Below are 22,770 nucleotides of genomic sequence, written 5' to 3' on the forward strand. Positions count from 1 at the left end.
TCGAACAACAAATAGGATATCTCAATCTATCCTCTGAGCGTCGGTTGAAATTTCAGGATATTAAAAGTGTCTTTTGGCGGAATTTTGGCGGTGTGGGGATTCCCGATTTACAAGATGTTAATCAACAAAAGATAGCTTTTAACGATTCTATGAGTTTGTTGCGATCGCTAATGAAAGTTTGTTCTGCACGGTGGGTTAATTCTTGGCAAGCTTATCAGTTTCATAAAGAAAAACCATTACAATTGCTTCAAGTCAAGTATTTAGGCATTAAGATACCTGCAACTTTGGTAACAAACAATCCTGAGCAAGTCCAAGAATTTACTCAATCTCATCAACAAGTTATTTCTAAACCTGTCTATGGGGGTGCTTATGCTAGAAGCGTAACTAAACCTCAGTTGGACTTTGAGCGAATAAGCTCAGCTCTTCGTCTTGCACCTGTTACCCTCCAAGAGTATATCCCAGGGACTAATATTCGCACCTATGCGATCGCTTTTTTTCCTCTAGCTCCAAAGCGATCGCATTTTCTACATTGAGCTTAATGGTGATTTGTTCGTAATCGTTCGTAGGATTTAATACTTCTTGCTTAATTGCTCAGAACTTTTACTCATGAAATATCAGTGAATTTAGCTTCATTGTTCAAAGTTAATCTCCGTTAAACGAGAAGTATTGACTCGACAGGTTCAAACTCGGTCATAAGTCATACAAAACTCGGTCACGATCTCAGGCATGCCTTTGGCACAGTGGAACTATCACGATCGCACAAGATAATCCTCTATTGGATATAACCATGGTTAAAACTATTAAAGTTTGCTCCTTACCAAAAGCACTTAGCTACCAAAACGATAATGTTGTCTATCGTTTTACCCAGCTCTATAACATAAGTTTTGAGGATGCTAATGATATCTTTGGGGAGACGAAAAAATGGCTGTGGCTGACAGCTCAAGCAAGGGTTCAGGGCATCACGACTCAGCTGTCGATTAAAGATGCCCTCTTTATAGTGGATGAAATGTGGCATAACTTCATTCTATTTACGGATGATTATTCGCGCTACTGTTTCGATCATTTTGGTTATTTTTTGCATCATAAACCTGCGAAGCAAAGTGCGCGCTCGCACTATCAGAAATCATACTACCCAGAAAAGTTAAACTCCGACTCTGGGCAATTCACTCAAAAACAAATAAGCAGCCTGAAACAGCAGTGCAAATTCATTTGCGAACAACTAGGGTCAGATACTCTGCTTAAATGGTTCGTCGAGTTTCCTCAACGATATGATGCAGATTTTTTCAATCATCAGCGTCATCAGATGTCCTTAGGGTGGATTCCTACAAAAGAGCTCCAGATTTTAGCAGCACATATCAAAACCAGAAAAGTTGTTATCACAACGCGAAGATTGCCCACTCAACGATCATAAGAGAGATAAATCTAGATAGGAGATGCAAAGATGCCTGACGAAACCAGATCCTCGCAAGAACAGCTTGACCAAATATTAGCCGTAATCAGCACCCAGTCAACCCCATATGTTGAACTCTCTGATGAAGCTATTGCTAACATCATTGGCGGGCTTTATTTGCAAGCTATGGAAACCAAGCAGCGCAAGAATAAAGATGACACCGATGTCCCTGACTGTCTTATTTGGGATATCGACACGCCCAACTAGGGTTTCGCTTACAAGTCAATAACTTACAGGTGTTATTAGCCATGAATAATGACACAGAACAATCCCAGAGTCCTAAAGAGAAGATCAAAATCAACTATCAGGAGATTGACAGAAGAGTAAGCGATCTCTTTTTTTCCTCTAGCTCCAAAGTGATCGCTTTTTATTTATCTACAAAATTTGTCATATAAAACTCAAAACGAAGTCAAATACTTGTCAATATTTATAAAATTGATTTTGTATATTTTATCAAGCGATCGCTTTTTCTTCTAGCTTCAAAGTAATCGCTCTTATTTCTAAAACTCAAATATAAGTCAATACAAACTCAGTCAAGTTTTCAGTCATCTCTTTGTCATAGTTTATTTATTCGACAAATCCTGGAATTGTTCGTACTGAAGTATCTATTTCAATAAGAATTCAAAAAAGCGATCGCATTTATAATTATTGTCAGAGCGATCGCTTTTTTCGTTTCAGAACGGAGATCGCCTCTTGGCAGTAATTCTGATCGCGAAAAGTCAATACTGTCTTTACTATTTAAAGGTTTTAACAAAGCGATCATTAAATACAAACTAAATTGAAATCAAGTTAGTGACAACTCAATACAAAGTCAGCAACTTGTCAGTTGTTCTCAGTCTTAAACTCGGTAATCATTCTGTAACTATGTAATTGCTGACTGCCTGACACAAGTACCTCAAACTACCTTTCTGTAAGGATTATGGTTTTTTCAGTAAAAAGGTGTTTTTTGACAAAGCGATCACATCAAAACATTGAAATAGCGTACTGACAAAATCCAATTTCTACGGAAAATATAGGATTGACATAGATGTGTCAGGCAGTCAGATGTAATTGTTCAAGAAATTGAACATTTAAATAAGTAAAAAACACAAAGGAGAAATAGATGGATTATCTTAAGCATGAGACATTATTAACAGAATTAAATACCGAAGAATTACAAAAAATAAAAGGTGGTTGTAATTCAAGTATAGAGGAAAAACCTGCACCAGATGGTGGAACTTATTCAGTACTTACTGACTGTGAAGGTGTACTCGTTTGGTACAATCCTCCTGAAAAAGGTGAGCTTGGTAGCTTAAAAGTTAATTAATTTGTCTAGGTTAATAAGTTAATAAAATAGCCCAAGAGCACTTGGGGGAAGCTCCAAAACCTTTCCCCCAAGGAGCTTAGTTAAAAAGTAAAAAAAATTAGTTTCGTAAGTTGTTCGTGTTGTTTTTTTTTTTTGATTTTCATCTTGATTTTAATAATTTGTTCTCAAGTAATATATCAATAATAGTTACAATCAAGTAAAATCAAAATCCATTTTTAAATACTGCTTTTATTGATAAATATCAAGATAAATTAGAACGAAGAAGCTTGATAATTTTAAATTTATTATTTTGATTATCATATTTTTATTTAAGAAAAAAATAATTTAGATTGAACATATTTTATGAGATATAAACTTGTCAAACAGCATAGTGAAGAAGATTGTGGTGCTGCTAGTCTTGCTTCTATTTGTAATTATTATGGTAAAACTTTTACTATAAGTCGCTGTCGCGAAGTAGTAGGAACAAGACAGCAGGGGACTAGTCTTTTGGGTATAAAACAAGGTGCAGAAACTCTTGGTTTTAATACTAGAGCTATTAAAGCTTCTTTGGAAATAGTCAATAAAGAAGTTTTACCTTTGCCAGCAATTATTCATTGGAAGGGCTATCATTGGGTAGTTTTATATGGCAAAAAAGGCAATAAATATGTTGTTGCCGATCCTGGTTTAGGAGTTAGGTTTTTAGATCAGAAATCATTTTTAGAGGGTTGGACAGATGGAGTAATGTTATTACTCGAACCCGATCCAGTGAGGTTTGATGAGCAAGAAGATGATCGCGATCAGATTGGTGGATTTAGTCATTTCCTCAAGCGAATTTTGCCCTACAAAGGAATCTTAGGGCAGACTTTATTAATTAACTGTGTATTGGGATTACTGTCTTTAGCTTCTCCCTTTTTATTGCAGATATTAACTGATGATGTCTTAGTTAGAGGAGATACTCAGCTACTTACTAGAGTTGCGATCGCTGTAACTATAATGCATTTAGTTAAAAGTAGTTTGCGCCTAGTACAATCCAATTTAATTGCGCACTTTGCTCAACGGATTAAGTTGGGGTTAGTCTTTGAATTTGGTCGGCAAATTTTACGTTTACCCCTCACTTATTATGAAACCCGTCGTAGTGGTGAAATTGTTAGTCGGCTTGAAGATATTCGAGAAATCAATCAATTAATTGCTCAAGCGGTAGTGCGTTTACCCAGTCAGTTTTTTGTGGCTCTTATTTCCTTAGGAATAATGTTTTTCTACAGCCCTAAGTTAAGTCTGATTGCCTTAATCATAGCGGGACTGATGACTCTATCGACAATTGTATTTATGCCCACGCTGCAACAAAAAGTGCGTCAGACAATGGCTCTCTCGGCAGAGAATCAGGGCATACTCGTGGAAACTTTCAAAGGTGCGATTACAGTTAAAACTACTACAGCAGCACCTCAATTTTGGTCGGAATTTCAAACTCGCTATAGTCGTCTAGCTAACTTTACTTTTAAGACTATACAGATTAGTTATATTAACGGTATTTTTTCTAACTTATTTTCTAGTGTTGGCAGTATCACTCTACTGTGGTTTGGCAGTAATTTAGTTATCGAACAATATCTAAGTATTGGGATGTTGTTGGCATTTAATAGTATGAACAGCAACTTTAATTCTTTTGTTAATACCACTGTTGATTTTGTCGATGAATTTGCTCGCGCTAAAACTGCTACTCGACGTTTAACTGAAGTAATTCAAGCCACGCCAGAAAATACAGCAGAGCTAGATAAACCCTGGGCAAAAATCAACGGTAAGGCAGATATTATTTGTGCCGATCTGAATTTTCACCATACAGGAAGAGTCGATTTACTAGAAAATTTTAATTTAACTATTCCTGGAGGTAAAGTTACCGCCTTAATTGGTAAATCTGGTTGCGGTAAAAGTAGTTTGGCGAAATTAATTGCTGGTTTGTATCAACCCCAGTCAGGAAATATTTGTTTTGGTATTTATAATCAACAAGATTTAGCTTTAGATTGTTTTAGACAACAAGTAGCATTAGTTCCCCAAGAAGCACACTTTTGGAGTCGCTCAATTATTGAAAATTTTCGTTTAGGTAATCCCGATATCTCCTTTGAACAAATTGTTAGAGCTTGTCAGATTACTGGAGCAGATAAATTTATTAGTAAACTACCCGATAAATATCTCACTATTCTGGGGGAATTTGGTTCCAATCTTTCCGGTGGACAAAGACAAAGATTAGCATTGGCGAGAGCTATAGTTAATCGTCCTCCCGTATTGATTTTAGATGAATCTACTGGCGCACTCGATCCTATAAGCGAGACAGAAGTTTTACAAAATCTTTTAACTGAACGCAGTTATCAAACCACAATTATCATCAGTCATCGTCCTCCAGCAGGGCTATTTCATTCTAGGTGATATTGTAATTGTGGTAGTGTAAATAAACTAGAAAAGTGAGTGAAATAGCGATAATAGAAGCATTCTCTCGAATGCCAGATCGTAGAAGAAAACAGGGAACAAGGCATTCATTACAATTATGTTTGGCTCTGTTTACACTGGGGGTGACAGCAGGCAACCAAGGCTTTCTTGCGCTCGGAGATTGGCTAAAATCGTACAGTGAAGAATTAAAAGAGTTATTTGAAGTCAGAAGAATCCCTTCTTACAGCACAATTAGGAGAGCATTATTAAATTTGGATTACGAGGAGTATTCAGCTAGATTAGCAAGTTTTTTTGAAATCAAACCGTTAGCAGGTGAGACTTTGGCATTGGACGGAAAAGTGTTAAAAGGCTCATACTTACTTTCGTCAGACAACCCTCATTGTGAGCCACACAAGGCAATCACATTAGTTACGGCTTACCTAGTTGAAAGAGGACTAATCCTAAGACCAGAAAAAGTTAAAAACAAGAGTAATGAAATTACCGCAATACCCAAATTTATTGAGGCTTTAGCCGTTGAAGGGGTAGTTTTTGCATTTGATGCAATCAATACACAAAAAAACTATTGAAACAATTATCAATAGCGGAAATCACTATCTTGCTGCTGTCAAAGGAAATCAACCCAAACTAGATCAAGCTGTAAAAACGAAATTTGTCGAACATGACAGTTTTTACAATATTTTTAAAGGTCACGGAAGAATCGAAAAACGCAGAGTTAGTACTGCTTACTTAGATTTGAAGTTGCCTAAATGGTCGAGTATTAAAACGCTCATTAAAGTAGAATCAGAACGCCAACTCAAGTATAAAACGGAGTTTAGTACCAGATACTATATCTCTGATTTGACCGAATCAGCCTTCGAGTTTTATCAAAGAATTCGTGGTTATTGGGGTGTAGAAAATAAAGTTCACTATGTTCGCGATGTTACTCAAGGAGAAGACAAATCTAGAATTCGTACCTTACCATTACCTCAGATTTTAGCGATCGCACGTAACTTAGCTCTCAATTTATATCGAGATTCTGGATTTGACAATATGGCTCAGGCACAACGTAAATGCCAATTCAGTTTAAAACAGATTGCTTCTCTTTTTAGAATGAAATAGCCCTGGTCCTCCAGTAATTAGTAAGGCAGATTGGATTGTCATGTTGGAAGAAGGACAGGTAAAACTACAGGGCGATCGCCGAGAGTTAAATTACCAAGCTGGAGAACATCAACATTTTTTGGTGGTCTGAATCATGAATAATAATCAAGAAATAACCATCAATAACTACCGCCAACTATTTATCGAAGCTAATAAAAAGCGTAATCTGAGAAAAATTTATAATTGCATTGAAGCCATTAAACTGGAAAAAGAGCAAGCACTACTCAGCGAACTAGAGGAAGTATGTTTGCGCGGCTTACTTTGTGGTTACTCTCCCCATAAAATTGCTCAAAAACTAATGGGAGATTTAGATCTTTTCCTGATTCAAGTCGCATTTTGGAATCTGTTTCGCTACATCCAAACAATGGCGGAACGAAAAGAAGAAAAGATTATTGATTATCAAGATATTGTTAATGGCTTGGTAGCCCTGGGAGACAGTGCGAACAATGCTGATACCTTACTGCTAAGTAGTAATTTGCCATCAAACTCCACCTTTTCTCTGCCGTCAAGTACAGAAAACTATGTGCAACCCAAATTTATTAGAGAGGACAAGTCCGATACTCCAATAGTTTCTGAAGATAAAGCAGATAGTCTAATCCATCAACCGAGAACTAATGTCTTAACCTCAGTTGATGAAAATGATTTTATGCCTGCAATCAGTCCTTGGACGAGACTGGGGGGATTATTTTTGGTCGGATCGGTAGGTATTGCGATCGCAATTTCAGCATTTACACCCTATAACATGACAGTAAAAGCCGAAGCTAAAGTTCGTCCTGCGGGAGAATTAAGAATCGTCGAAGCAAAAACTGAGGGAACGGTTGTTGCTATTAATGTTACAGAAAATCAGCAGATTCAACAAGGAGAGATTATTGCAACTATCGATAATTCCCGCCTAGAAACCCAGACTAGTCAGGTAAAAAGCCAAATTCAACAGTCTCGACTACAGTTAGGACAAATCAATGCTCAAATTCACACTCTTGAACGTCAAATCAAAGCAGAACAAGAGCATACTCAAAGAGCAATTGAAGTAGCTACAGTAGAACTTAGTCGTAGTCAAAGAGAATATCAGGATCGACAGATTACCAGCACTGCTGAGGTAGCAGAAGCAGAAGCTAATGTGAGATTGGCTGAAGAAGAATGGCATCAAGCTCAGGCACAATTTACTTCAGCCCAAGCTAACTTGAAGTCTAATCAAGCTGCCCTTGCTTCTGCTAGATCGAGACGTAACCGTTATCAAGACATTGCGATCACAGGAGCTTTATCGCAAAATCAATTGGAAGAAGCCCAACTAGAAGTTGAGCAGTTAGAACAGCAAGTAGCAGCACAACAAGCCACTGTTGAAGAGCAAAAGCGGGGTATAGCCAGACAACAACAGGCAGTCGTAGCTGCTCAAGCAAGATTAAATAATGTCCGCGCCGCTCTAAATCCTAACAATGGGGAAGTAGCGATTGCGCGAAGCGCACTGGCAGAGCCAATCGCCAGTGAAAGAATTGCTCAAGAACGAGCTAGTGGTGATGCGGCAGCAGAAGCTTTAAAACGAGAACTAGAAGCCATGATTCAACAACGAATTGAATTAGAACAACAATTAGCGCGAGATTCTAGCGAGTTACAGCAATTAGGTCGAGATATAGAGCAAACTGTCATCAAAGCTCCTGAAAGTGGTGTCTTATTTCAATTATCTTTACGGAATCCTAGTCAGACAGTTCAGCCAGGCAGTGAAATTGCTCAAATCGCCCCTAAACAGACCTCTTTAGCACTGGAAGCTTTAGTCTCATCTAGTGATATTGGTAAGGTTCAAATTGGTCAAGAGGCACAGGTTAGAATATCTGCCTGTCCCTATCCAGATTATGGCACTCTCCCAGGAATAGTTAAGAAGATTTCTCCTGATGCCATTCCTGTAGTCAGCAATCCTAATTCGCCTAACAATCAGAATGCCAGTCCCACAAATACTGCTTCTTTTTATAGGGTTAAGCTGCAACCCGATTATCTAACATTAAGTCAAGGTATAAATAAGTGTAGGATTCAATTGGGTATGGAAGGCAGAGCCGATATAGTTACCACAGAAGAAACTTTACTTAAATTTCTCCTCCGAAAAGCGAAACTCCTTACAGACTTATAGCTGTACAAAATTATCTTAGGACACTAAAGTTTCGGAAGTAACGAGTAACGAGTAACAAGTAACGAGTAGCAAGTAACGAGTAATGAGTAATGGGTAATAATTTTTTGATTGATACCAAGACACAATTGATAATAATCGACTTATCTAAGGGTTTGATTCAAAAAATATTAACTACTGCTTTATTCATGGCGATTGCGGGTTATCCTTTGATAGCTGAGGCAAAAAGACCAAAGGCTCCTCAGACAGGAACTCCTTCAGGACACACGACCCCAGGAACCACACGACCTGAAGCAAATTGTCCCGACACTCCCAAACCTCTTACTGGTTTATTCGCTAATCGAGGACAGGATTTTACCCTGTCGGAATTCCCAACTTTTTTATTTTATGTTCCCTATGGAGCAAAAGACATCAGTTTAATGGAGTTTTTACTGCTTGATGAAACTCAAACAAAAACGATTTATCATACTTCAGTTCAGCTAAATCAACAGCCAGGAATTATCAAAATTCAACTGCCTCAAGAAGCACGTTATGCTCTGGTGGAGAATCAAACCTATCATTGGCGATTCAATCTGGACTGTCAATCAAATCAAGCAATTGTTCCTGATTTATTTTTGCAAGGTTGGATTCGACGCATTCCTATCACCTCAGAAATTAAAAATCAATTACAGTCTGCTCAATCTTCAGAGTATTTGGTTTATCGCGATCAGGGAATTTGGTATGATGCGATCGCCAATTTAGCGGAATTACATTTTGCTACTCCAGCAAATGAACAGTTAACGAAAGATTGGAATGATATCTTAAGGTCAATCAAACTAGACTGGATTATTGCCGAGCCTTTAGTGGATTCAAAAAAATATCTTGAGTAATTCCTCATTTTTTTGATGCACTACCCAGAACCAACTAATTCATGGTGAATCGATAAGATGATTGTCATCTTCATTTCTTAGATTTAGTTGCCACAAATAGTATACCCTCACCCAATAAGCAATACTACAAATATCCTCTAGTTTTTGTAATACGCTTGATGTGGATTAATAATGCTTAATTCTGAACTATCTTGTTGTTAATTTATCCTTCAAAACTGTATTTATCTCTGGGGGAACTTTCCCCCATATGCGAAGCGGTATCCTTTTAGGAGACCCCCCATTGGGGAAGTGACGGCTTCCCCAAGCCCCTTCGTAACTAAAGTTTAGTTAAGATATCTGCTTTGCTAGCTAATTTTTACTTGAAATTACGAGTTTAATTCATATGAGACTTACTTTATTTCAGCCAATATGAAATGCTAAAAATAGTCACAATTGGTGAGCATGGAGAAATAATTTTACCCAAAGATCTAAGACGTAAATATAATCTTAAAAATGGTGGAAAGATTGTCATAGAAGATACTGAAGTAGGATTACTACTTCGCCCTGGTGTTACATTTTCGGTAGAAGTTTATAGCAGCGATCGCCTTAAAGAATTTGAAGAGCATAACGAAGCCGATCTTAAGGAATTCGACTTCTACTAGCCGAAGAAGAGGTAATTAAAGGATTATTAAAAAAAAATTAAAATACTCTCGAACTTTAAATCTTGATGATTTTGTATCTGCTATTTTCCTCCAAACTACAATTAACACACTACTTTCTTGATCTCCGAACTCCGAACTCCGAACTCCGAACTCCGAACTCCGAACTCCGAATTACGAACTCCGAATTACGAACTCCAAACTCACTTTTGCTTAGATAAGCTATCCACCTTCTGGCGTATTTCAGGATTATATAACCGCAAATAATTCCAATAATTGCCAAACACGCCCTCGACATAATCTTTTGTTTCGGCAAAGGGTATTTGTTCTACAAAGCGATCTTGGTCATTAATGCCATACCTTTCTAACCAGTTACTAACGTTACCTGTACCAGCATTGTAGCTAGCTACTGCGAGTAAGGAACTGTCATTGTAACGGTGATGATTGTGGGATAGATACCAAGTGCCAATTTTGATGTTGTCTTCAGGATTGGTAAGGGAATAATCTGGCAGTTTTATTTGATCGGCAACCCATTCAGCGGTAGGGGGGACAATTTGCATTAAACCGATTGCACCTACAACCGAGTCGATTTCTGGATTGAAAGTAGATTCTTTCCGCATGACGGAAATGACCAGCAAGGGATTGATCTTTTCTTGTTTAGAGTATTTGAGGATTTTATCTTGGTATGGAAAAGGAAATAAACCATGCCAGTAGGCTGTAGTTTGGCGCAAAGTTTTCCATTGCTGTTTTTCTTGAGGGGTTTCTCGTTCGGATAAATCCCAGATTTGCTGCATACCCTCACTATATTGACCTAGGTGTAACTTCAGGATACCTTCAGTAAATTGTTCTTTAACTGTAAGCTGCTGATGTTGACTTATTTCAGATTGTAAAAGTAGCTGCGCATCCTGATATTGCCCCAGAAAATATAATTCTTGTAGAGCTTCTGAACCCATTGGTAGCGGATTGTACGTTTCTGATAAATCCAGGGCGGGAGTTAACGGGCGTACTTGATTAAAATCACCTACGTCCCAACCTAACTTCACAGCCGAGCGCCATGCCCAATAGGATTGAGGATAATGTCTAATCGTCTGAGTAAAAGCAGTTTGGGCTGCATCCTGTTTGCCGATTTCTGTGGCCCATTTTCCCGTCCAGTAGAGAGCCTTAGGAGCAAAATCTAGGTCTAGATAGGATTTAGACTTAACTAAGGGCTGCATCCATTGCCAAGCATCTTCTTTATTGCCGTTAGCAGCTAGTTTCTGGGCTGTTTTCCAGCGATATTCAACAGCAGTAGAGGAGTTGCTGTGTTGAGTTAATAATTTTTCTCGGGCTTGATTAGCTGCTTGATGCTTGCTAAATCGTTCATGGACGATCGCCTTAGAAAGATAAGCTTGGGGTGCAACAGTGGGAAATTTAGCAATCGCCTTTTCTAAATATACGACCGCCTCATCACCACTAGAAATACTAGCTAAGTGAACCAACGCTTGTCCTGCTTCCCTGGCATCATGATATTCATTCAACAATCTTTGATAAGCTCGTCGGGCGGAGTCAATATTACCATTACGATGAAACTCTCTCGCAGCGCGGAAGAGATTACGCGGTGTCGGAGCAGCATAAGAATAGGCATCGGCAGCTTTACGATGTTCTTCATCTCGCCAATAACCGTCGGCGATCGCTTCCCAATCTTCCGAACTTAATTCTCCCGGATATTCCAATACTAGGCGATCGCGAATTTGGTTCAAGTCTGACTCTCGACTATATTTAGCTAATAAAAGTAAGAGATCAAACTGGTCAGGATTTTGACTCAAACGTTGACGGGCAATGGCCTGGGTCAGAGGATGATCGGGAAATTCTTCAATTAACTTGGCTTCATGCTGAGATTTGTCACCATCTAACATCAAGAGAGCATTGGCAGCCAGGGGAGAATTAGGATAGGTTTCGATTAAATCTTGTAAAGTTTTCTGAGCAGCTTGGTCTTGTTGGTCTTGTTGATAAGCTTGGGCGGTCTTGAGCAGAATTTGTGGGCTTAGCAGAGCATAGTCTTGAGCCAATTCTTGCAGGTATTTTAAAGCCAGTTTTCCCTGTTGTTGCTGTAGCAGATCTGAGGCTAAGAGATAACGAGCCCGGTATTGGTCACGGAGGGTAATTGATGCCTGATTAGGAGCTAATTTCGTTCCAGTGGCGATCGCTTTTAGTTGCTCTGCTCTTGCTTTAGGAGCAAGGGAACGTACAGCTAACAAAGGAGATGTTGTTTTTGTCCGCTCCTGTTGTAATACCGATGGAAAAAACCAATGATGTTTTTTACTTTGCAGAGTTAATAAGCCTAAACTACCGACTAACACTAGCAATATTAATCGCTTGTTTGACCAAAGTGAGGTTTTAGTGGGAGGTCTTTTGTCTTGTTTGGGTCGCAATTGGGATTCTAGCATGGTTATTTTGCCTGACTTATACCTTAAACTCTTGTTTGACGGCAAACAGTTAAGTATTGGAACTATGCTCCGTAGCTCTGCGTCAATTGGACATAATTAATCCTAAAAAAAAATATTTTTGCCTAGTTATGTTTAACGCAAAATACTCTAAAATCTCCACCTCTATTTTCATGACTCTCACTGTTTCCACAGCGATGATAGCAAGCCTTGCTAATATAACCCCTGTCAAAGCACAACTGTTTCCCGATCAAAGACCAACTAGAGAAAGAGAATATGAGCCCCCTAGAGAACCTACTTACGATAATTACGAACGATCTATTAGTTCTAATACCGTTCCTAGAGGCTTTGTCATTCCCGTAGAATTTGAACAGGAAAAGATTTTAGTCACTCCAGAAGAAACTGTTCCCACGACCTTGCTTGTTGCTGCTAATATTCGCGATAATAGACGTAATACTCTCATTCCCTATGGCAGCGAGATTATCGGGCAAATTGAACCTAGCGAAGATGGTTCCGGTTCTTTCTTTAACGCTCAAGAAATAGTCTTTCCCGATGGTACAACTCAGGATCTTGATGCTATCTCAGACGTGGTTACTCGTAGAGAAACTGTCAAAAAAGGAGCAAATGCCGGGGATATCCTCAAGGGTGCTGCCATTGGAGGCGCTGCAGCAACTGTATTAGCAGAAATATTTGGGGATATTGATGCTCTTGAAGTTCTTGGAGGTGCTGGTGCTGGTGCTGTAGCTGGACTACTGCTGGGAGGAAACGAAGTCGAACTTGTTTCCATTGACCCCAACAATGATTTAGACCTTACTCTGCAGGATGATTTATTTATACGTTGAATCTTAAGAAACTTTTTATTGTCTCTTAACATTTTGCAATATCATTTGGCGATTAGGCTTTGCCCGCCACCAAGAGTGATTGGCTTTGCCACTTAGCCACGTACGACTAAGCAAAACTCGCCACCAAAGGCGATGGTACTTTGTCTAGGGTGAGCGAAATTTACGGTGGCAAAAATTTTTAATTGCCGTTACACGTTACTTTTTACTTGTTACTTAAAGCGTCTCTATTATTTAACTCCCACGCCTTTTTTCGTTCACCCCTTTGTCCAGGCTCCGCAATCGCCGTTTAATTGAGTTGAAAAATGAACGTTACTAAATCACCTTTTCCTAGAGCAATGCGATCTCCGGGTCTTAGTCGATGACGATTGCCCCTCAGTAAAGGAGCATGATTAATATAAGTTCCGTTAGAACTACCTACATCTTCAATGTAATAAGCATCTCCCTCAATTCTAATATCAGCATGAACCCGAGATACAATTTCTGAGTCTGGAAAACCTGCTACATCAATATCTGGAGGGATTTGACCATTGGGTTTACCAATATGAACTACATCTAAATTAGGAGCTATTTCGATAGTCGTATTCGTTTGTAAATGAAGCAAGTTAGCTCTTTGGATCTGTAGTTGAGTAGCTCCAGACATAGTATTGACCGGGGCAAAAGTAGGTTCGGGTACTGGTGAACTGGAAGTTTCGGTCTGTACTGGGGCGGAATCTGCTGAAGAGGAAAGCGGCTCAATTTCAACTTCTGGTTCTAGAGCTACGCCCGCTGGTTTGGATTCATCTAAATCTGGAGAATCTAATTCCCAGGGCATATTAGTATTAGGTTGAGATTCGTTGACAGACTCGCTGTGAGACTTGTCAGAATTATCTAAGTCTGGAATCGATGAGGCAAAATTTATAACTTCCGTTGACTCTATCTCCGGAACCTCATTGTCAACAAACTGGGTTTGCCCAATAGTCATGCCTTCTTCCTCATCGTCATCCCAAGGACTTTGGATGGGAGATGACATGGCAGTTTCAGGTAAGATATCAGGCTGTGCTTCAGATAAAGATATTTCTTCTGAAACAGATATTTCTTCTAAAGATTCTAAAGATACGTCTATATCTGGTAATGAGCCAACTACAGTCTCTTCGAGTGATGTAGTAGTTAAGGGATTTTCTGCTTGCAGATTAAAACCACATTGACCACAAAAAGTAGCATCGGTTTGTACAGATGCTCCACAATTGGGGCAGCTAATAGTAGCTGGCAGGGGAGTATAACAATTTTCGCATTGCAATGAACCTTCTGGATTTTGATGATTGCAACTAGGGCAAGTAATCATAGGTATTTTTTAAACTAGCTATTATACTGCTACCTACATAGGTATTTTTTTACCTAACTATTTTACTGTTAGGCTTCTGGTTGTCAAAAATTAGTCGCTACGGAAATAATGCGAGCATATTTTCTGGCGTTTTTATAATTCTGCTCCTGCCGCTCGATCTAACAACCAAAATAGTTCTCCCTGGGATTGAATCAAACGAGAAGGATAGTTCATTGCGTCGGCTTGTTCGGCAAATACTTGTTTTAGAGCCGGACGTTTGTTCGCTCCTGCGACAACAAATAGAACGCAACGAGCCTGATTAATTAAAGGAACAGTAAAAGTGAGTCGAGGTTGACCATCCTTATTCCCCACAGTAACTAAGCGATCGCTTACTGTCAAAGCATCAGTGTGAGGAAACAAGGAGGCAGTATGTCCATCATCTCCCATACCTAGTAAAATTAAATCAAATACCGGTATTTCCCCCGTCTTGGTTTGGAAAAACTTTTGCAACTCAGCTTCATGTTTTTGGGCATCTTGAGCCGGATTTGCTGAGTTAGTATGCATAGGATGGATATTCTCGTCAGGAATCTCAATTTTATCTAGCCAAGCTTGTCGTGCCATTAATTGATTGCTGTCTTGATGGGTAGCAGGAACATAACGTTCATCTCCCCAAAAAATATGTATTTTAGACCAGGGCAAAGCTTGACTGGAAAGGGCTTCATAAAGAGGTCTGGGGGTACTTCCACCCGATAGGGCAATAGTGAATCGATCTCTAGATTCAATCGCAGCTTGTAAACGGGATAAGATAATTTCTTGCGATCGTTCGATCAAAGCAACCTTATCGGCTACAACTTCAACAATTCTGTTCATAATAGTTGGCTTGTTGTCTTTCAAATCAATAGAAGCATAATTTAACTCAATCCTAAAGCTCTAGGTTAGAAAAATTTCTAAAACTTAAGTATATTTAGGGATTATGCTTATTTCAAGCCGAGTTATCTTTGTAGGAATCTTTAGTCCGGATGAGATCTACAGTTTAGATCGGAACACAGTAAAAGTGTAGAATGTGAGATCACTATCGCTCTATAGTATAAATAACGCTTTATCCTAAAGCTTCATCCTACTTTTATACTTACTGGGCAAATGTCAATACTTGCAACAATTCTTTATAAGTCTTAAAACTTATATAGGAGCAAAATTATTACAAATTCAGTTGTAAGGAGAGTAATCGCTCTGTGCTGCAACGTTTAAAACAAGATTTAAAAAGCGACTTAATAGCTGGCTTATTGGTAGTAATTCCTTTAGCTACGACTATTTGGCTGTCCATTTCCATCGCCAAGTGGGCAATTGATTTGTTTACCCGTATACCCAAACAAATCAATCCTTTTGATGGCTTAAATCCGCTTTTGACCACTATACTCAATTTTTCCGTGGGATTAGCGGTTCCCCTGCTCAGTATTTTGCTCATCGGTTTGATGGCGCGGAATATCGTGGGGCGATGGTTACTGGATTTTGGAGAACAATTTCTGCAGGCTATCCCTTTGGCTGGTTCAGTGTATAAAACACTAAAACAGATCTTAGAGACTCTACTGGGCGATTCTAAAACCAAATTTAGACGTGTGGTCATAGTGGAGTATCCTCGCAAAGGAATATGGACTATGGGTTTTGTTACGGGAAAAGTCAGCCCTCCGCTACAGTCCCATTTAGTTGAAGAGATGATCAGTGTCTTTATTCCTACAACCCCCAATCCAACTTCGGGATGGTATGCCATAGTTCCTCAAGAAGAGGCGATTGATATTGATATTTCTATTGAAGATGCCTTTAAAGTACTAATTTCTGGGGGAATTGTTAGTCCGGAAACTCCGAATGTTAAACCTCCACTATCCAACCCTAAACCACGCAAGAAAATATCGATTGAAAATGCATTTACAGCCGAAAAATCGGGATTAATTCCCATCGAAGAAGAAAGTTAGGGGTCAACGAAAGGATGAGGGATAAGGAGTCTTTTGCTACATGTATTTATCACTTATCCAATAAGGACGAAAGCCCTGGTAAATGTAGTGTAGGGGAAATAGGAAAAATCCGATACCTAAAAAATACCTAATACGTATTTCAGATCAAATAACTTTTTAACCCATATCAAACAGAACATGGCTCTCCGCAAACAACCCCGAAGCATTGCCCGAGAATTAGCGCTTTTAAGCATTAGTCAAATTAAAAATAAGAGGAAAAAACTCTCTGAAGAAGATTTAAATAGTCTTATTTTGACAGCTATTCGCACTTTGACGAGTGAAGTTCAAGATAATTTGGAAGCTGCTTCGGCAGAGATTAAGCGAGGTCAAGAACGTCTTTTGAGTAGTGAAACCCGTGCTAGTGATTTAAACAGCGCGAAAGTAATGGTTCAAGATGCTCTGTCAGTTTCGCAAACAGCTGTTAATCGTTTGGGAATGGCTCTGGAATTTCCTGAATTTTTGCAACTTACCAACAAAGAACAGGTGAGGCAATATGCCACAGAGTTGATCGCTACAGTGTATGAGCATCGCCAAGAAATTGAACAATTGATTGAGGATGTGCTAGTAGCTTGGCAATTAAATCGTTTACCCCAAATTGATCGGGATATTTTACGAATTGCCGTAGCTGAAATAGTTTATCTAGATATTCCTCAAAAAGTTGCTATCAACGAGTCGGTGGAGTTGGCAAAACGTTACTCCGATGAAGATGGATTTAGATTTATTAATGGAGTTTTACGACGATTAAGCGATCGCCTTAAAGAGCAAGAAGGTCAGAAAAACAAATCGATAGTTGATAATTGATGTGAGTTCGGAATTCGAAGTTAGGAGTTAGGAGTTATGTTTTTCTTAACGAAATAACTAATACTTTAGAGATCTAGAAATTAGAAAGTTTTAAATTTTCTTCCTTGTCTGCCTAATCTTCTGTCTCTCATTTCTATCTATCATTTCCAAGTTGACGACTAGTAGTTGCATTATGAATAGCACTTTCCTAAATCTACAAGAAAGTATCAATACTCCGATGAGTATTGCACCGATGATGGATCGGACAGATCGTCATTATCGCTACTTTATGCGGCAGATTACTCGCCATACTTTGCTCTATACCGAGATGATTACTAGCAAGGCGATAATTCACGGCGATCGCCACAAGCTGTTAGATTTTTCTCCGGAAGAGAAACCCTTAGTTCTGCAAATAGGAGGGGATAATCCAGAGCGATTAGCAGAATGTGCCAAAATTGGCGAAGATTGGGGTTATGATGCCATTAACTTAAATATCGGTTGTCCTAGTCCTCGGGTACAAAGCGGTAACTTTGGTGCTTGTTTAATGACGCAACCAAAATTAGTGGCGGCAGCGGTTTCGGCAATGAGCAAGGTTGTAAAGATTCCCGTAACGGTAAAACATCGCATTGGAGTTGATGAGAGCGATCGCTATGAGGACATGAGCAATTTTGTGCGGATTGTTTCTGAAGCTGGTTGTAGCAATTTTACTGTCCATGCTCGTAAAGCTTGGTTGCAGGGTTTAAGTCCTAAAGAAAATCGTAATATTCCTCCCTTGCGTTACGAAGATGTCTATCGGCTAAAACAAGAATTTCCTGATTTATTTATCGAAATTAATGGGGGCATTACAACTCTAGAACAGAGCCAAACTCATCTTCAGTATGTTGATGCAGTAATGATTGGACGTGCTGCTTATGATCGTCCCTATATCTTTGCTGCAGTAGACAGGGATATTTACGGCGATGATGCGATCGTGCCCACTCGCCATCAGATTGTTGAAGCAATGCTACCGTACATTGACTATTGGGTTGCCAGGGGAACCAAACTCCATGCCATCAGCCGACATATGTTGCAGTTATTTGCCCAGAGACCTGGAACCAAAGCTTGGAAACGTTATATTAGTAGCCATGCCTGCCAATCTGATGCAGATTCGCTCACTATTAGTAATGCTCTGGCCAAGGTTGGGAAATAGGCAATAAAGCGATCTACAATAATCTATCAATCTATGATAGATAAACAATGGTAGATTTAAATCCCAGTGCCAGTTTTAGCTTAAGAATCGAATTAGAAATACCCAATCGTCCTGGTGCATTGGCTTCAATTATGAGTACAATCGCTTCAGTGGGTGGTAACTTGGGCGATATTGTACTTCTGCAACGCAACCTGAAATACACTCAGCGAGAACTGATGGTCGATGCTGCCAGTAGTGAACAGGGCGATAAAATAATCGAAGCAATTAAAAGCCTACCCAGCGTCAAAGTAATTAGTTATAGCGATCGCACTTTTGCCATTCATGAGGGAGGCAAAATTTGTGTTGAAAGCAAACTACCTCTCCACTCCCAGTCAGACTTAGCCATGGCATACACCCCAGGAGTTGGTCGAATTTGCAGAGCGATCGCTGAAAAACCGGAGCAAGTTTATAATCTCACCATTAAAAGTAATACTGTTGCCGTGATCACCGATGGAAGTGCGGTCTTGGGTCTGGGTAACTTAGGTGCAGAAGCATCTTTACCCGTTATGGAAGGAAAAGCTTTGTTATTTAAAGAATTTGCCGGAATTGATGCTTTTCCAATTGCTCTTAATACTCAGAATACGGAAGAAATTATTAAGACTGTCAAACAGATTGCTCCTGTATTTGGAGGCGTAAACCTTGAAGATATCGCGGCTCCTCGTTGTTTTGAAATTGAGCAAAGATTAAGGAAAGAACTTGATATCCCAGTATTTCATGACGATCAGCATGGTACAGCCATTGTAGTTTTAGGGGCTCTGTATAATGCGCTTAAATTAGTCGGAAAAACTTTAAGTGAGGTTAAAATTGTGATTAATGGCGCGGGAGCAGCAGGAATTGCGATTGCTTCCCTTTTAAGTCAAGCAGGAGCCCATAATATAGTGATTTGTGATTCACAAGGGATTATTTCCCGTCAACGAAAAAATCTAAATCCTGAAAAACAAAGATTTGCTGTGGAAGCTCAGGGAACTTTAGCTGATGCCATGCAAAATGCTGATATCTTCCTTGGAGTTAGCGCGCCAGGGGTAGTGACACCAGAAATGGTACATTCTATGGCACAACAGCCAATATTATTTGCAATGGCAAATCCCATCCCAGAAATTCAGCCCGAACTAGTCTATGACGACGTAGCTGTAATGGCAACGGGGCGTAGTGACTATCCCAATCAGATAAATAATGTGTTAGCTTTTCCAGGAGTTTTTCGCGGTGCGTTAGATTGTCGAGCCTCAGCTATTACTACCAATATGTATTTAGAAGCAGCAAAATCCATTGCCGCCCTGGTAAACGATGAAGATCTAGATCGAGAACATATTATTCCTTCGGTATTTGATCCTAGAATTGCAACAGCAGTTGCAGCAGCAGTATGTTTAGCGGCTGAAAAAGATAATGTTGCCCGGAAAAAGCATCCAGTAAACAAATAATCTAGTTGTTGACTGACTATGGACGAAATCGAAATTCCAGAAGCTATAAGAGATAATGTCGAACTACCGAAACAATCAAAATCCTGGTTATCTTTACCCCTAATTGTTGGTAGTAGTGCACTGTGCATAGGGGTGGTTGGATCGGTTTTATGGTTCTTATTTTTCTCTCCCAGCCAATTTTCTGAAAACACAGTTCCTAAATCTCTCCCAAAAATAGAAGCAGACAATTCGTCAGCTAAACCTGACATTTCCAATAGTCAAACTTCTACTAAAACTATACAAAAATCTATTCCAGAAACTAATAAAGAAACTACTGCAATACAACAAAATACTATTCAAGATAGTAATAAAGATACTGCTCGAACTCAACCAAATTCAGGAGAACTTCTGGGACACTTATCTTACGACGTTGCCCCTGAATCAGAATTAGATAACATTACGGCTGATGGACAGCTCCAGCTACGCTCTAATGCTGCCGATAAGTTTAGACAAATGCAAGCAGCGGCTCAAGCTGAGGGCATAAGTTTAATTCCTATTTCTGCTTTTCGTAGTATGGAAGATCAGGATCGGCTATTTTTTGGGATCAAAGAACAACGAGTTCAAAATGCTACCAAGCGAGCTAAAGTCAGTGCTCCACCTGGATATAGTGAACATCATACTGGTTATGCAGTCGATCTTGGCGATGGGAATGCCCCCGCAACCCATTTAGAACCTACGTTTGCCAATACTGCTGCATTTCGTTGGTTAGAGCAAAATGCCCCCAGATATAGCTTTGAGCTATCTTTTCCACCAAATAATGAACAGGGTGTTAGCTATGAACCCTGGCATTGGCGTTTTGTTGGCGATCGCCATAGTCTGGAAACGTTTTACAAGGTTAGAAACTAAGTAATGAGTAATGAGTAATGAGTAATCAGTATTAGTTGGAAAAACTTTTTGCTTGAGACACTGAACACTACTTTTACCAAGTGGATTTAGTAATCAGTAATCAGTAATCAGTAATCAGTAATCAATAATCGAATATTATAAAAATAAATCAAGCAGAATGAACCTTAAAGCTTAGAGCTTAGAGCTTAGAGCTTAGAGCTAAAAAAAATGACAAACTTTCAAGTAGAAAAACGCGAATGGTGGGTAGAAAGATGGTTAGAATTACTCAACTCCTATCGGTTTAAGAAACGTCTTGAGAGAGGACGTAACTACGCTAGAGAAGGCAATGTTTTGAATATAGATTTTGCTGACTCCAAAGCGAAAGCAGTTGTTCAAGGAAGCGAAACAGAGCCTTATCGAGTATCTTTATTCTTAGAATCATTTAGTGATGAAGATTGGGATTATGCGATCGCCAAGCTAGCAGAAAAGGCTATTTTTTCGGCTCAACTATTGGCTGGAGAAATGCCCGAAACCATTGAGGCTGTTTTTACTGCTAGTGGCTTAAGTCTATTTCCCTTTGCCCTAACCGAAGTTCGTTCTCGCTGTAGTTGTCCTGATAAAGCTAATCCCTGTAAGCATATCGCTGCGGTTTACTATCAGTTAGGCGATCGCTTTAGTGAAGATCCTTTTATTATTTTTCAGTTACGAGGACGTACCAAAAATCAGATCATTGAGCGTCTAAGGCAAATCCGTAGTCAAACAGCGGCAGAACTAGAAGCTGTTCCCTTGAAAGAATCATTGAAGATGGTTGATTCTGCTGTAGAGTCAGAACCAATCGTCAAATCAGACAACAAAAGTTTTTGGCAATATGATGAACCCTTAGAATCTAGCTTAGTGGCAATTGTGCCCCCGATAAACAACAAAACTGTTCTCGATATCTTGGGTAATATTCCCCTCCCCGCTGCTGATGCTGATGCCGTTCAACAATACTTAACTCAGGTATATCAAACAGCAGGACAACAAGCACTTATGTCAGCATTAAATCGCGAGCAATAAGCTTGTAATCAACAATAGAAGCAGAGTATAATTGTAAATTGTGTTTAATTATCTCTAGTCCATGCCTAAGCTAAAAACCAAAAAATCTGCTGCCAAGCGTTTTCGAGTCACTGGTAGTGGGAAGAAGATTATGCGTCGCAAGGCGTTTAAAAACCATTTATTAGAACGTAAAAGTAAAGAGCGTACTCGTCGTCGTCTATCTAATATGGCTCTGGTACATGAGACTGACGAAAAAGCAGTACGCACCATGATGCCCTACAGCTAATTTTGGCTGCGATTTTTTTTACTACCTGAAAGTTACTACTAATACTACTAAATTTAGTTGCTAACAATAATTACATTCAACATCCATAATCATTAACTATGAGTAGAGTCAAACGGGGTAATGTTGCCCGCAAACGCCGCAAGAAAATCCTTAAACTAGCTAAAGGTTTTCGTGGTTCTCATTCCAAACTATTTCGTATTGCTAACCAGCAAGTAATGAAGGCATTACGCAATGCCTATCGCGATCGCCGTAAGCGCAAACGTGATTTTCGTCGCCTGTGGATTACTCGTATCAACGCAGCTGCTAGAATGCACGGTTTGAGCTACAGCAAATTCACTCACCAGCTTAAAAAAGCAGAAGTGGGTCTAAACCGCAAGATGTTAGCACAGTTGGCAATGGTAGATCCTCAAGCCTTTGAGAAAGTTGTTGAAGTAGCTAAATCAGCAAAGTAAATCTAAGTCATAGATTTAGCAAATTAGTTATTCAGCGAATAGACACTTAAATTGAATGGCTATAAATCGTAAAAGACTCGGTTTTAATCGTTAAGCCGAGTTTTACACTTTTTTATAGTAAGTTTTTCTGTTGAGATTCTCAATTAGTAGTTTTCAAAATCAGTTAAAAATGGCGGAGCAATAGTTCACTATCAAAACA

The 22,770-nt window shown here is 39.3% G+C and carries 21 protein-coding genes and 1 pseudogene; 18 read left to right on the forward strand and 4 right to left on the reverse strand.

Annotated features, from left to right (window positions below; all coding sequences use genetic code 11):
- Positions 1–44 precede the first annotated feature (44 nt).
- From PLEUR7319_RS36510 to PLEUR7319_RS0123720, 3 genes are all read left to right on the forward strand, one after another.
- Entirely contained in the window at positions 45–533 is a 489-nt protein-coding gene (locus PLEUR7319_RS36510; RefSeq protein ID WP_019507719.1) for a hypothetical protein, read from the forward strand.
- A gap of 254 nt (positions 534–787) precedes the next feature.
- Positions 788–1,411 carry a hypothetical protein gene (locus PLEUR7319_RS36515; RefSeq protein WP_019507720.1) on the forward strand — a complete coding sequence of 208 codons (624 nt, stop codon included), beginning with the start codon at positions 788–790 and terminating at the stop codon, positions 1,409–1,411.
- Between the two features lie 30 nt (positions 1,412–1,441).
- Positions 1,442–1,657 carry a hypothetical protein gene (locus PLEUR7319_RS0123720; protein ID WP_019507721.1) on the forward strand — a complete coding sequence of 72 codons (216 nt, stop codon included), beginning with the start codon at positions 1,442–1,444 and terminating at the stop codon, positions 1,655–1,657.
- A 403-nt stretch (positions 1,658–2,060) separates the two neighbouring features.
- On the opposite strand, the gene PLEUR7319_RS41435 is transcribed toward PLEUR7319_RS0123720, so the two are convergent.
- Positions 2,061–2,213, reverse strand: a complete 153-nt coding sequence (locus PLEUR7319_RS41435; RefSeq protein WP_019507722.1) for a hypothetical protein — start codon at positions 2,211–2,213, stop codon at positions 2,061–2,063.
- Between the two features lie 339 nt (positions 2,214–2,552).
- Here PLEUR7319_RS41435 and PLEUR7319_RS0123725 point away from each other — a divergent pair, with 339 nt between their 5' ends.
- The 6 genes and pseudogenes from PLEUR7319_RS0123725 (at position 2,553) to PLEUR7319_RS0123760 (ending at position 9,937) form a co-directional block, all read left to right on the forward strand.
- The gene (locus PLEUR7319_RS0123725) at positions 2,553–2,756 is read left to right on the forward strand and encodes a bacteriocin (RefSeq protein ID WP_019507723.1); all 204 of its coding nucleotides are present in this window, start codon (positions 2,553–2,555) and stop codon (positions 2,754–2,756) included.
- Positions 2,757–3,098: 342 nt separating this feature from the next.
- Entirely contained in the window at positions 3,099–5,153 is a 2,055-nt protein-coding gene (locus tag PLEUR7319_RS0123730; protein ID WP_019507724.1) for a peptidase domain-containing ABC transporter, read from the forward strand.
- A gap of 71 nt (positions 5,154–5,224) precedes the next feature.
- Positions 5,225–6,272: pseudogene (locus PLEUR7319_RS43640) on the forward strand (ISAs1 family transposase).
- Positions 6,273–6,405: 133 nt separating this feature from the next.
- Complete coding sequence (locus PLEUR7319_RS0123750) at positions 6,406–8,430, forward strand: HlyD family efflux transporter periplasmic adaptor subunit (protein ID WP_019507726.1); 2,025 nt, start codon at positions 6,406–6,408, stop codon at positions 8,428–8,430.
- A gap of 89 nt (positions 8,431–8,519) precedes the next feature.
- A complete protein-coding gene (locus tag PLEUR7319_RS0123755) occupies positions 8,520–9,296 on the forward strand; it encodes a DUF928 domain-containing protein (RefSeq protein WP_019507727.1) in 777 nt (258 codons plus the stop codon).
- A 413-nt stretch (positions 9,297–9,709) separates the two neighbouring features.
- On the forward strand, positions 9,710–9,937 hold the full coding sequence (locus PLEUR7319_RS0123760; protein ID WP_019507728.1) for an AbrB/MazE/SpoVT family DNA-binding domain-containing protein: 228 nt from the start codon (positions 9,710–9,712) through the stop codon (positions 9,935–9,937).
- 200 nt (positions 9,938–10,137) lie between these two features.
- Here the strand turns inward: PLEUR7319_RS0123760 and PLEUR7319_RS0123765 are convergent, their stop codons facing one another.
- Entirely contained in the window at positions 10,138–12,360 is a 2,223-nt protein-coding gene (locus PLEUR7319_RS0123765) for a lytic transglycosylase domain-containing protein (RefSeq protein ID WP_019507729.1), read from the reverse strand.
- A gap of 170 nt (positions 12,361–12,530) precedes the next feature.
- Between PLEUR7319_RS0123765 and PLEUR7319_RS0123770 the strand changes: the two genes are divergently transcribed.
- The gene (locus PLEUR7319_RS0123770; protein ID WP_019507730.1) at positions 12,531–13,199 is read left to right on the forward strand and encodes a hypothetical protein; all 669 of its coding nucleotides are present in this window, start codon (positions 12,531–12,533) and stop codon (positions 13,197–13,199) included.
- Between the two features lie 286 nt (positions 13,200–13,485).
- Here the strand turns inward: PLEUR7319_RS0123770 and PLEUR7319_RS0123775 are convergent, their stop codons facing one another.
- Positions 13,486–14,520, reverse strand: coding sequence for an FHA domain-containing protein (locus tag PLEUR7319_RS0123775; protein ID WP_019507731.1), 1,035 nt, complete (start codon positions 14,518–14,520; stop codon positions 13,486–13,488).
- A gap of 132 nt (positions 14,521–14,652) precedes the next feature.
- Positions 14,653–15,369 carry a 6-phosphogluconolactonase gene (gene pgl, locus PLEUR7319_RS0123780; RefSeq protein ID WP_019507732.1) on the reverse strand — a complete coding sequence of 239 codons (717 nt, stop codon included), beginning with the start codon at positions 15,367–15,369 and terminating at the stop codon, positions 14,653–14,655.
- Positions 15,370–15,731: 362 nt separating this feature from the next.
- Between pgl and PLEUR7319_RS0123785 the strand changes: the two genes are divergently transcribed.
- The 8 genes from PLEUR7319_RS0123785 to rplT all read left to right on the forward strand — a co-directional run bounded on the left by PLEUR7319_RS0123785 (position 15,732) and on the right by rplT (position 22,571).
- On the forward strand, positions 15,732–16,469 hold the full coding sequence (locus tag PLEUR7319_RS0123785) for a DUF502 domain-containing protein (RefSeq protein ID WP_019507733.1): 738 nt from the start codon (positions 15,732–15,734) through the stop codon (positions 16,467–16,469).
- A 177-nt stretch (positions 16,470–16,646) separates the two neighbouring features.
- A complete protein-coding gene (gene nusB / locus PLEUR7319_RS0123790) occupies positions 16,647–17,309 on the forward strand; it encodes a transcription antitermination factor NusB (RefSeq protein WP_019507734.1) in 663 nt (220 codons plus the stop codon).
- Between the two features lie 172 nt (positions 17,310–17,481).
- Positions 17,482–18,477 carry a tRNA dihydrouridine(20/20a) synthase DusA gene (gene dusA / locus PLEUR7319_RS0123795; protein WP_019507735.1) on the forward strand — a complete coding sequence of 332 codons (996 nt, stop codon included), beginning with the start codon at positions 17,482–17,484 and terminating at the stop codon, positions 18,475–18,477.
- Between the two features lie 47 nt (positions 18,478–18,524).
- The gene (locus PLEUR7319_RS0123800; RefSeq protein WP_019507736.1) at positions 18,525–19,934 is read left to right on the forward strand and encodes an NAD-dependent malic enzyme; all 1,410 of its coding nucleotides are present in this window, start codon (positions 18,525–18,527) and stop codon (positions 19,932–19,934) included.
- A gap of 18 nt (positions 19,935–19,952) precedes the next feature.
- On the forward strand, positions 19,953–20,819 hold the full coding sequence (locus tag PLEUR7319_RS0123805; protein ID WP_019507737.1) for a D-alanyl-D-alanine carboxypeptidase family protein: 867 nt from the start codon (positions 19,953–19,955) through the stop codon (positions 20,817–20,819).
- Between the two features lie 207 nt (positions 20,820–21,026).
- Entirely contained in the window at positions 21,027–21,854 is an 828-nt protein-coding gene (locus tag PLEUR7319_RS0123810; protein ID WP_019507738.1) for an SWIM zinc finger family protein, read from the forward strand.
- Between the two features lie 61 nt (positions 21,855–21,915).
- Positions 21,916–22,119: a 50S ribosomal protein L35 gene (rpmI, locus tag PLEUR7319_RS0123815; protein WP_019507739.1), complete on the forward strand. Its 204-nt coding sequence runs from the start codon at positions 21,916–21,918 to the stop codon at positions 22,117–22,119.
- 98 nt (positions 22,120–22,217) lie between these two features.
- Complete coding sequence (rplT, locus tag PLEUR7319_RS0123820; RefSeq protein WP_019507740.1) at positions 22,218–22,571, forward strand: 50S ribosomal protein L20; 354 nt, start codon at positions 22,218–22,220, stop codon at positions 22,569–22,571.
- Positions 22,572–22,770: the final 199 nt, after the last annotated feature.

It is taken from the genome of Pleurocapsa sp. PCC 7319, assembly GCF_000332195.1.
In the GTDB taxonomy this organism is placed as follows: Bacteria; Cyanobacteriota; Cyanobacteriia; order Cyanobacteriales; family Xenococcaceae; genus Waterburya.

Coding starts and splice junctions, on each gene's coding strand:
- PLEUR7319_RS36515 (WP_019507720.1), top strand. CDS start 788: ATGGTTAAAACTATTAAAGTTTGCTCCTTACCAAAAGCACTTAGCTAC.
- PLEUR7319_RS0123720 (WP_019507721.1), top strand. CDS start 1,442: ATGCCTGACGAAACCAGATCCTCGCAAGAACAGCTTGACCAAATATTA.
- PLEUR7319_RS41435 (WP_019507722.1), bottom strand. CDS start 2,213: ATGATCGCTTTGTTAAAACCTTTAAATAGTAAAGACAGTATTGACTTT.
- PLEUR7319_RS0123725 (WP_019507723.1), top strand. CDS start 2,553: ATGGATTATCTTAAGCATGAGACATTATTAACAGAATTAAATACCGAA.
- PLEUR7319_RS0123730 (WP_019507724.1), top strand. CDS start 3,099: ATGAGATATAAACTTGTCAAACAGCATAGTGAAGAAGATTGTGGTGCT.
- PLEUR7319_RS0123750 (WP_019507726.1), top strand. CDS start 6,406: ATGAATAATAATCAAGAAATAACCATCAATAACTACCGCCAACTATTT.
- PLEUR7319_RS0123755 (WP_019507727.1), top strand. CDS start 8,520: ATGGGTAATAATTTTTTGATTGATACCAAGACACAATTGATAATAATC.
- PLEUR7319_RS0123760 (WP_019507728.1), top strand. CDS start 9,710: ATGCTAAAAATAGTCACAATTGGTGAGCATGGAGAAATAATTTTACCC.
- PLEUR7319_RS0123765 (WP_019507729.1), bottom strand. CDS start 12,360: ATGCTAGAATCCCAATTGCGACCCAAACAAGACAAAAGACCTCCCACT.
- PLEUR7319_RS0123770 (WP_019507730.1), top strand. CDS start 12,531: ATGACTCTCACTGTTTCCACAGCGATGATAGCAAGCCTTGCTAATATA.
- PLEUR7319_RS0123775 (WP_019507731.1), bottom strand. CDS start 14,520: ATGATTACTTGCCCTAGTTGCAATCATCAAAATCCAGAAGGTTCATTG.
- pgl (WP_019507732.1), bottom strand. CDS start 15,369: ATGAACAGAATTGTTGAAGTTGTAGCCGATAAGGTTGCTTTGATCGAA.
- nusB (WP_019507734.1), top strand. CDS start 16,647: ATGGCTCTCCGCAAACAACCCCGAAGCATTGCCCGAGAATTAGCGCTT.
- dusA (WP_019507735.1), top strand. CDS start 17,482: ATGAATAGCACTTTCCTAAATCTACAAGAAAGTATCAATACTCCGATG.
- PLEUR7319_RS0123800 (WP_019507736.1), top strand. CDS start 18,525: ATGGTAGATTTAAATCCCAGTGCCAGTTTTAGCTTAAGAATCGAATTA.
- PLEUR7319_RS0123805 (WP_019507737.1), top strand. CDS start 19,953: ATGGACGAAATCGAAATTCCAGAAGCTATAAGAGATAATGTCGAACTA.
- PLEUR7319_RS0123810 (WP_019507738.1), top strand. CDS start 21,027: ATGACAAACTTTCAAGTAGAAAAACGCGAATGGTGGGTAGAAAGATGG.
- rpmI (WP_019507739.1), top strand. CDS start 21,916: ATGCCTAAGCTAAAAACCAAAAAATCTGCTGCCAAGCGTTTTCGAGTC.
- rplT (WP_019507740.1), top strand. CDS start 22,218: ATGAGTAGAGTCAAACGGGGTAATGTTGCCCGCAAACGCCGCAAGAAA.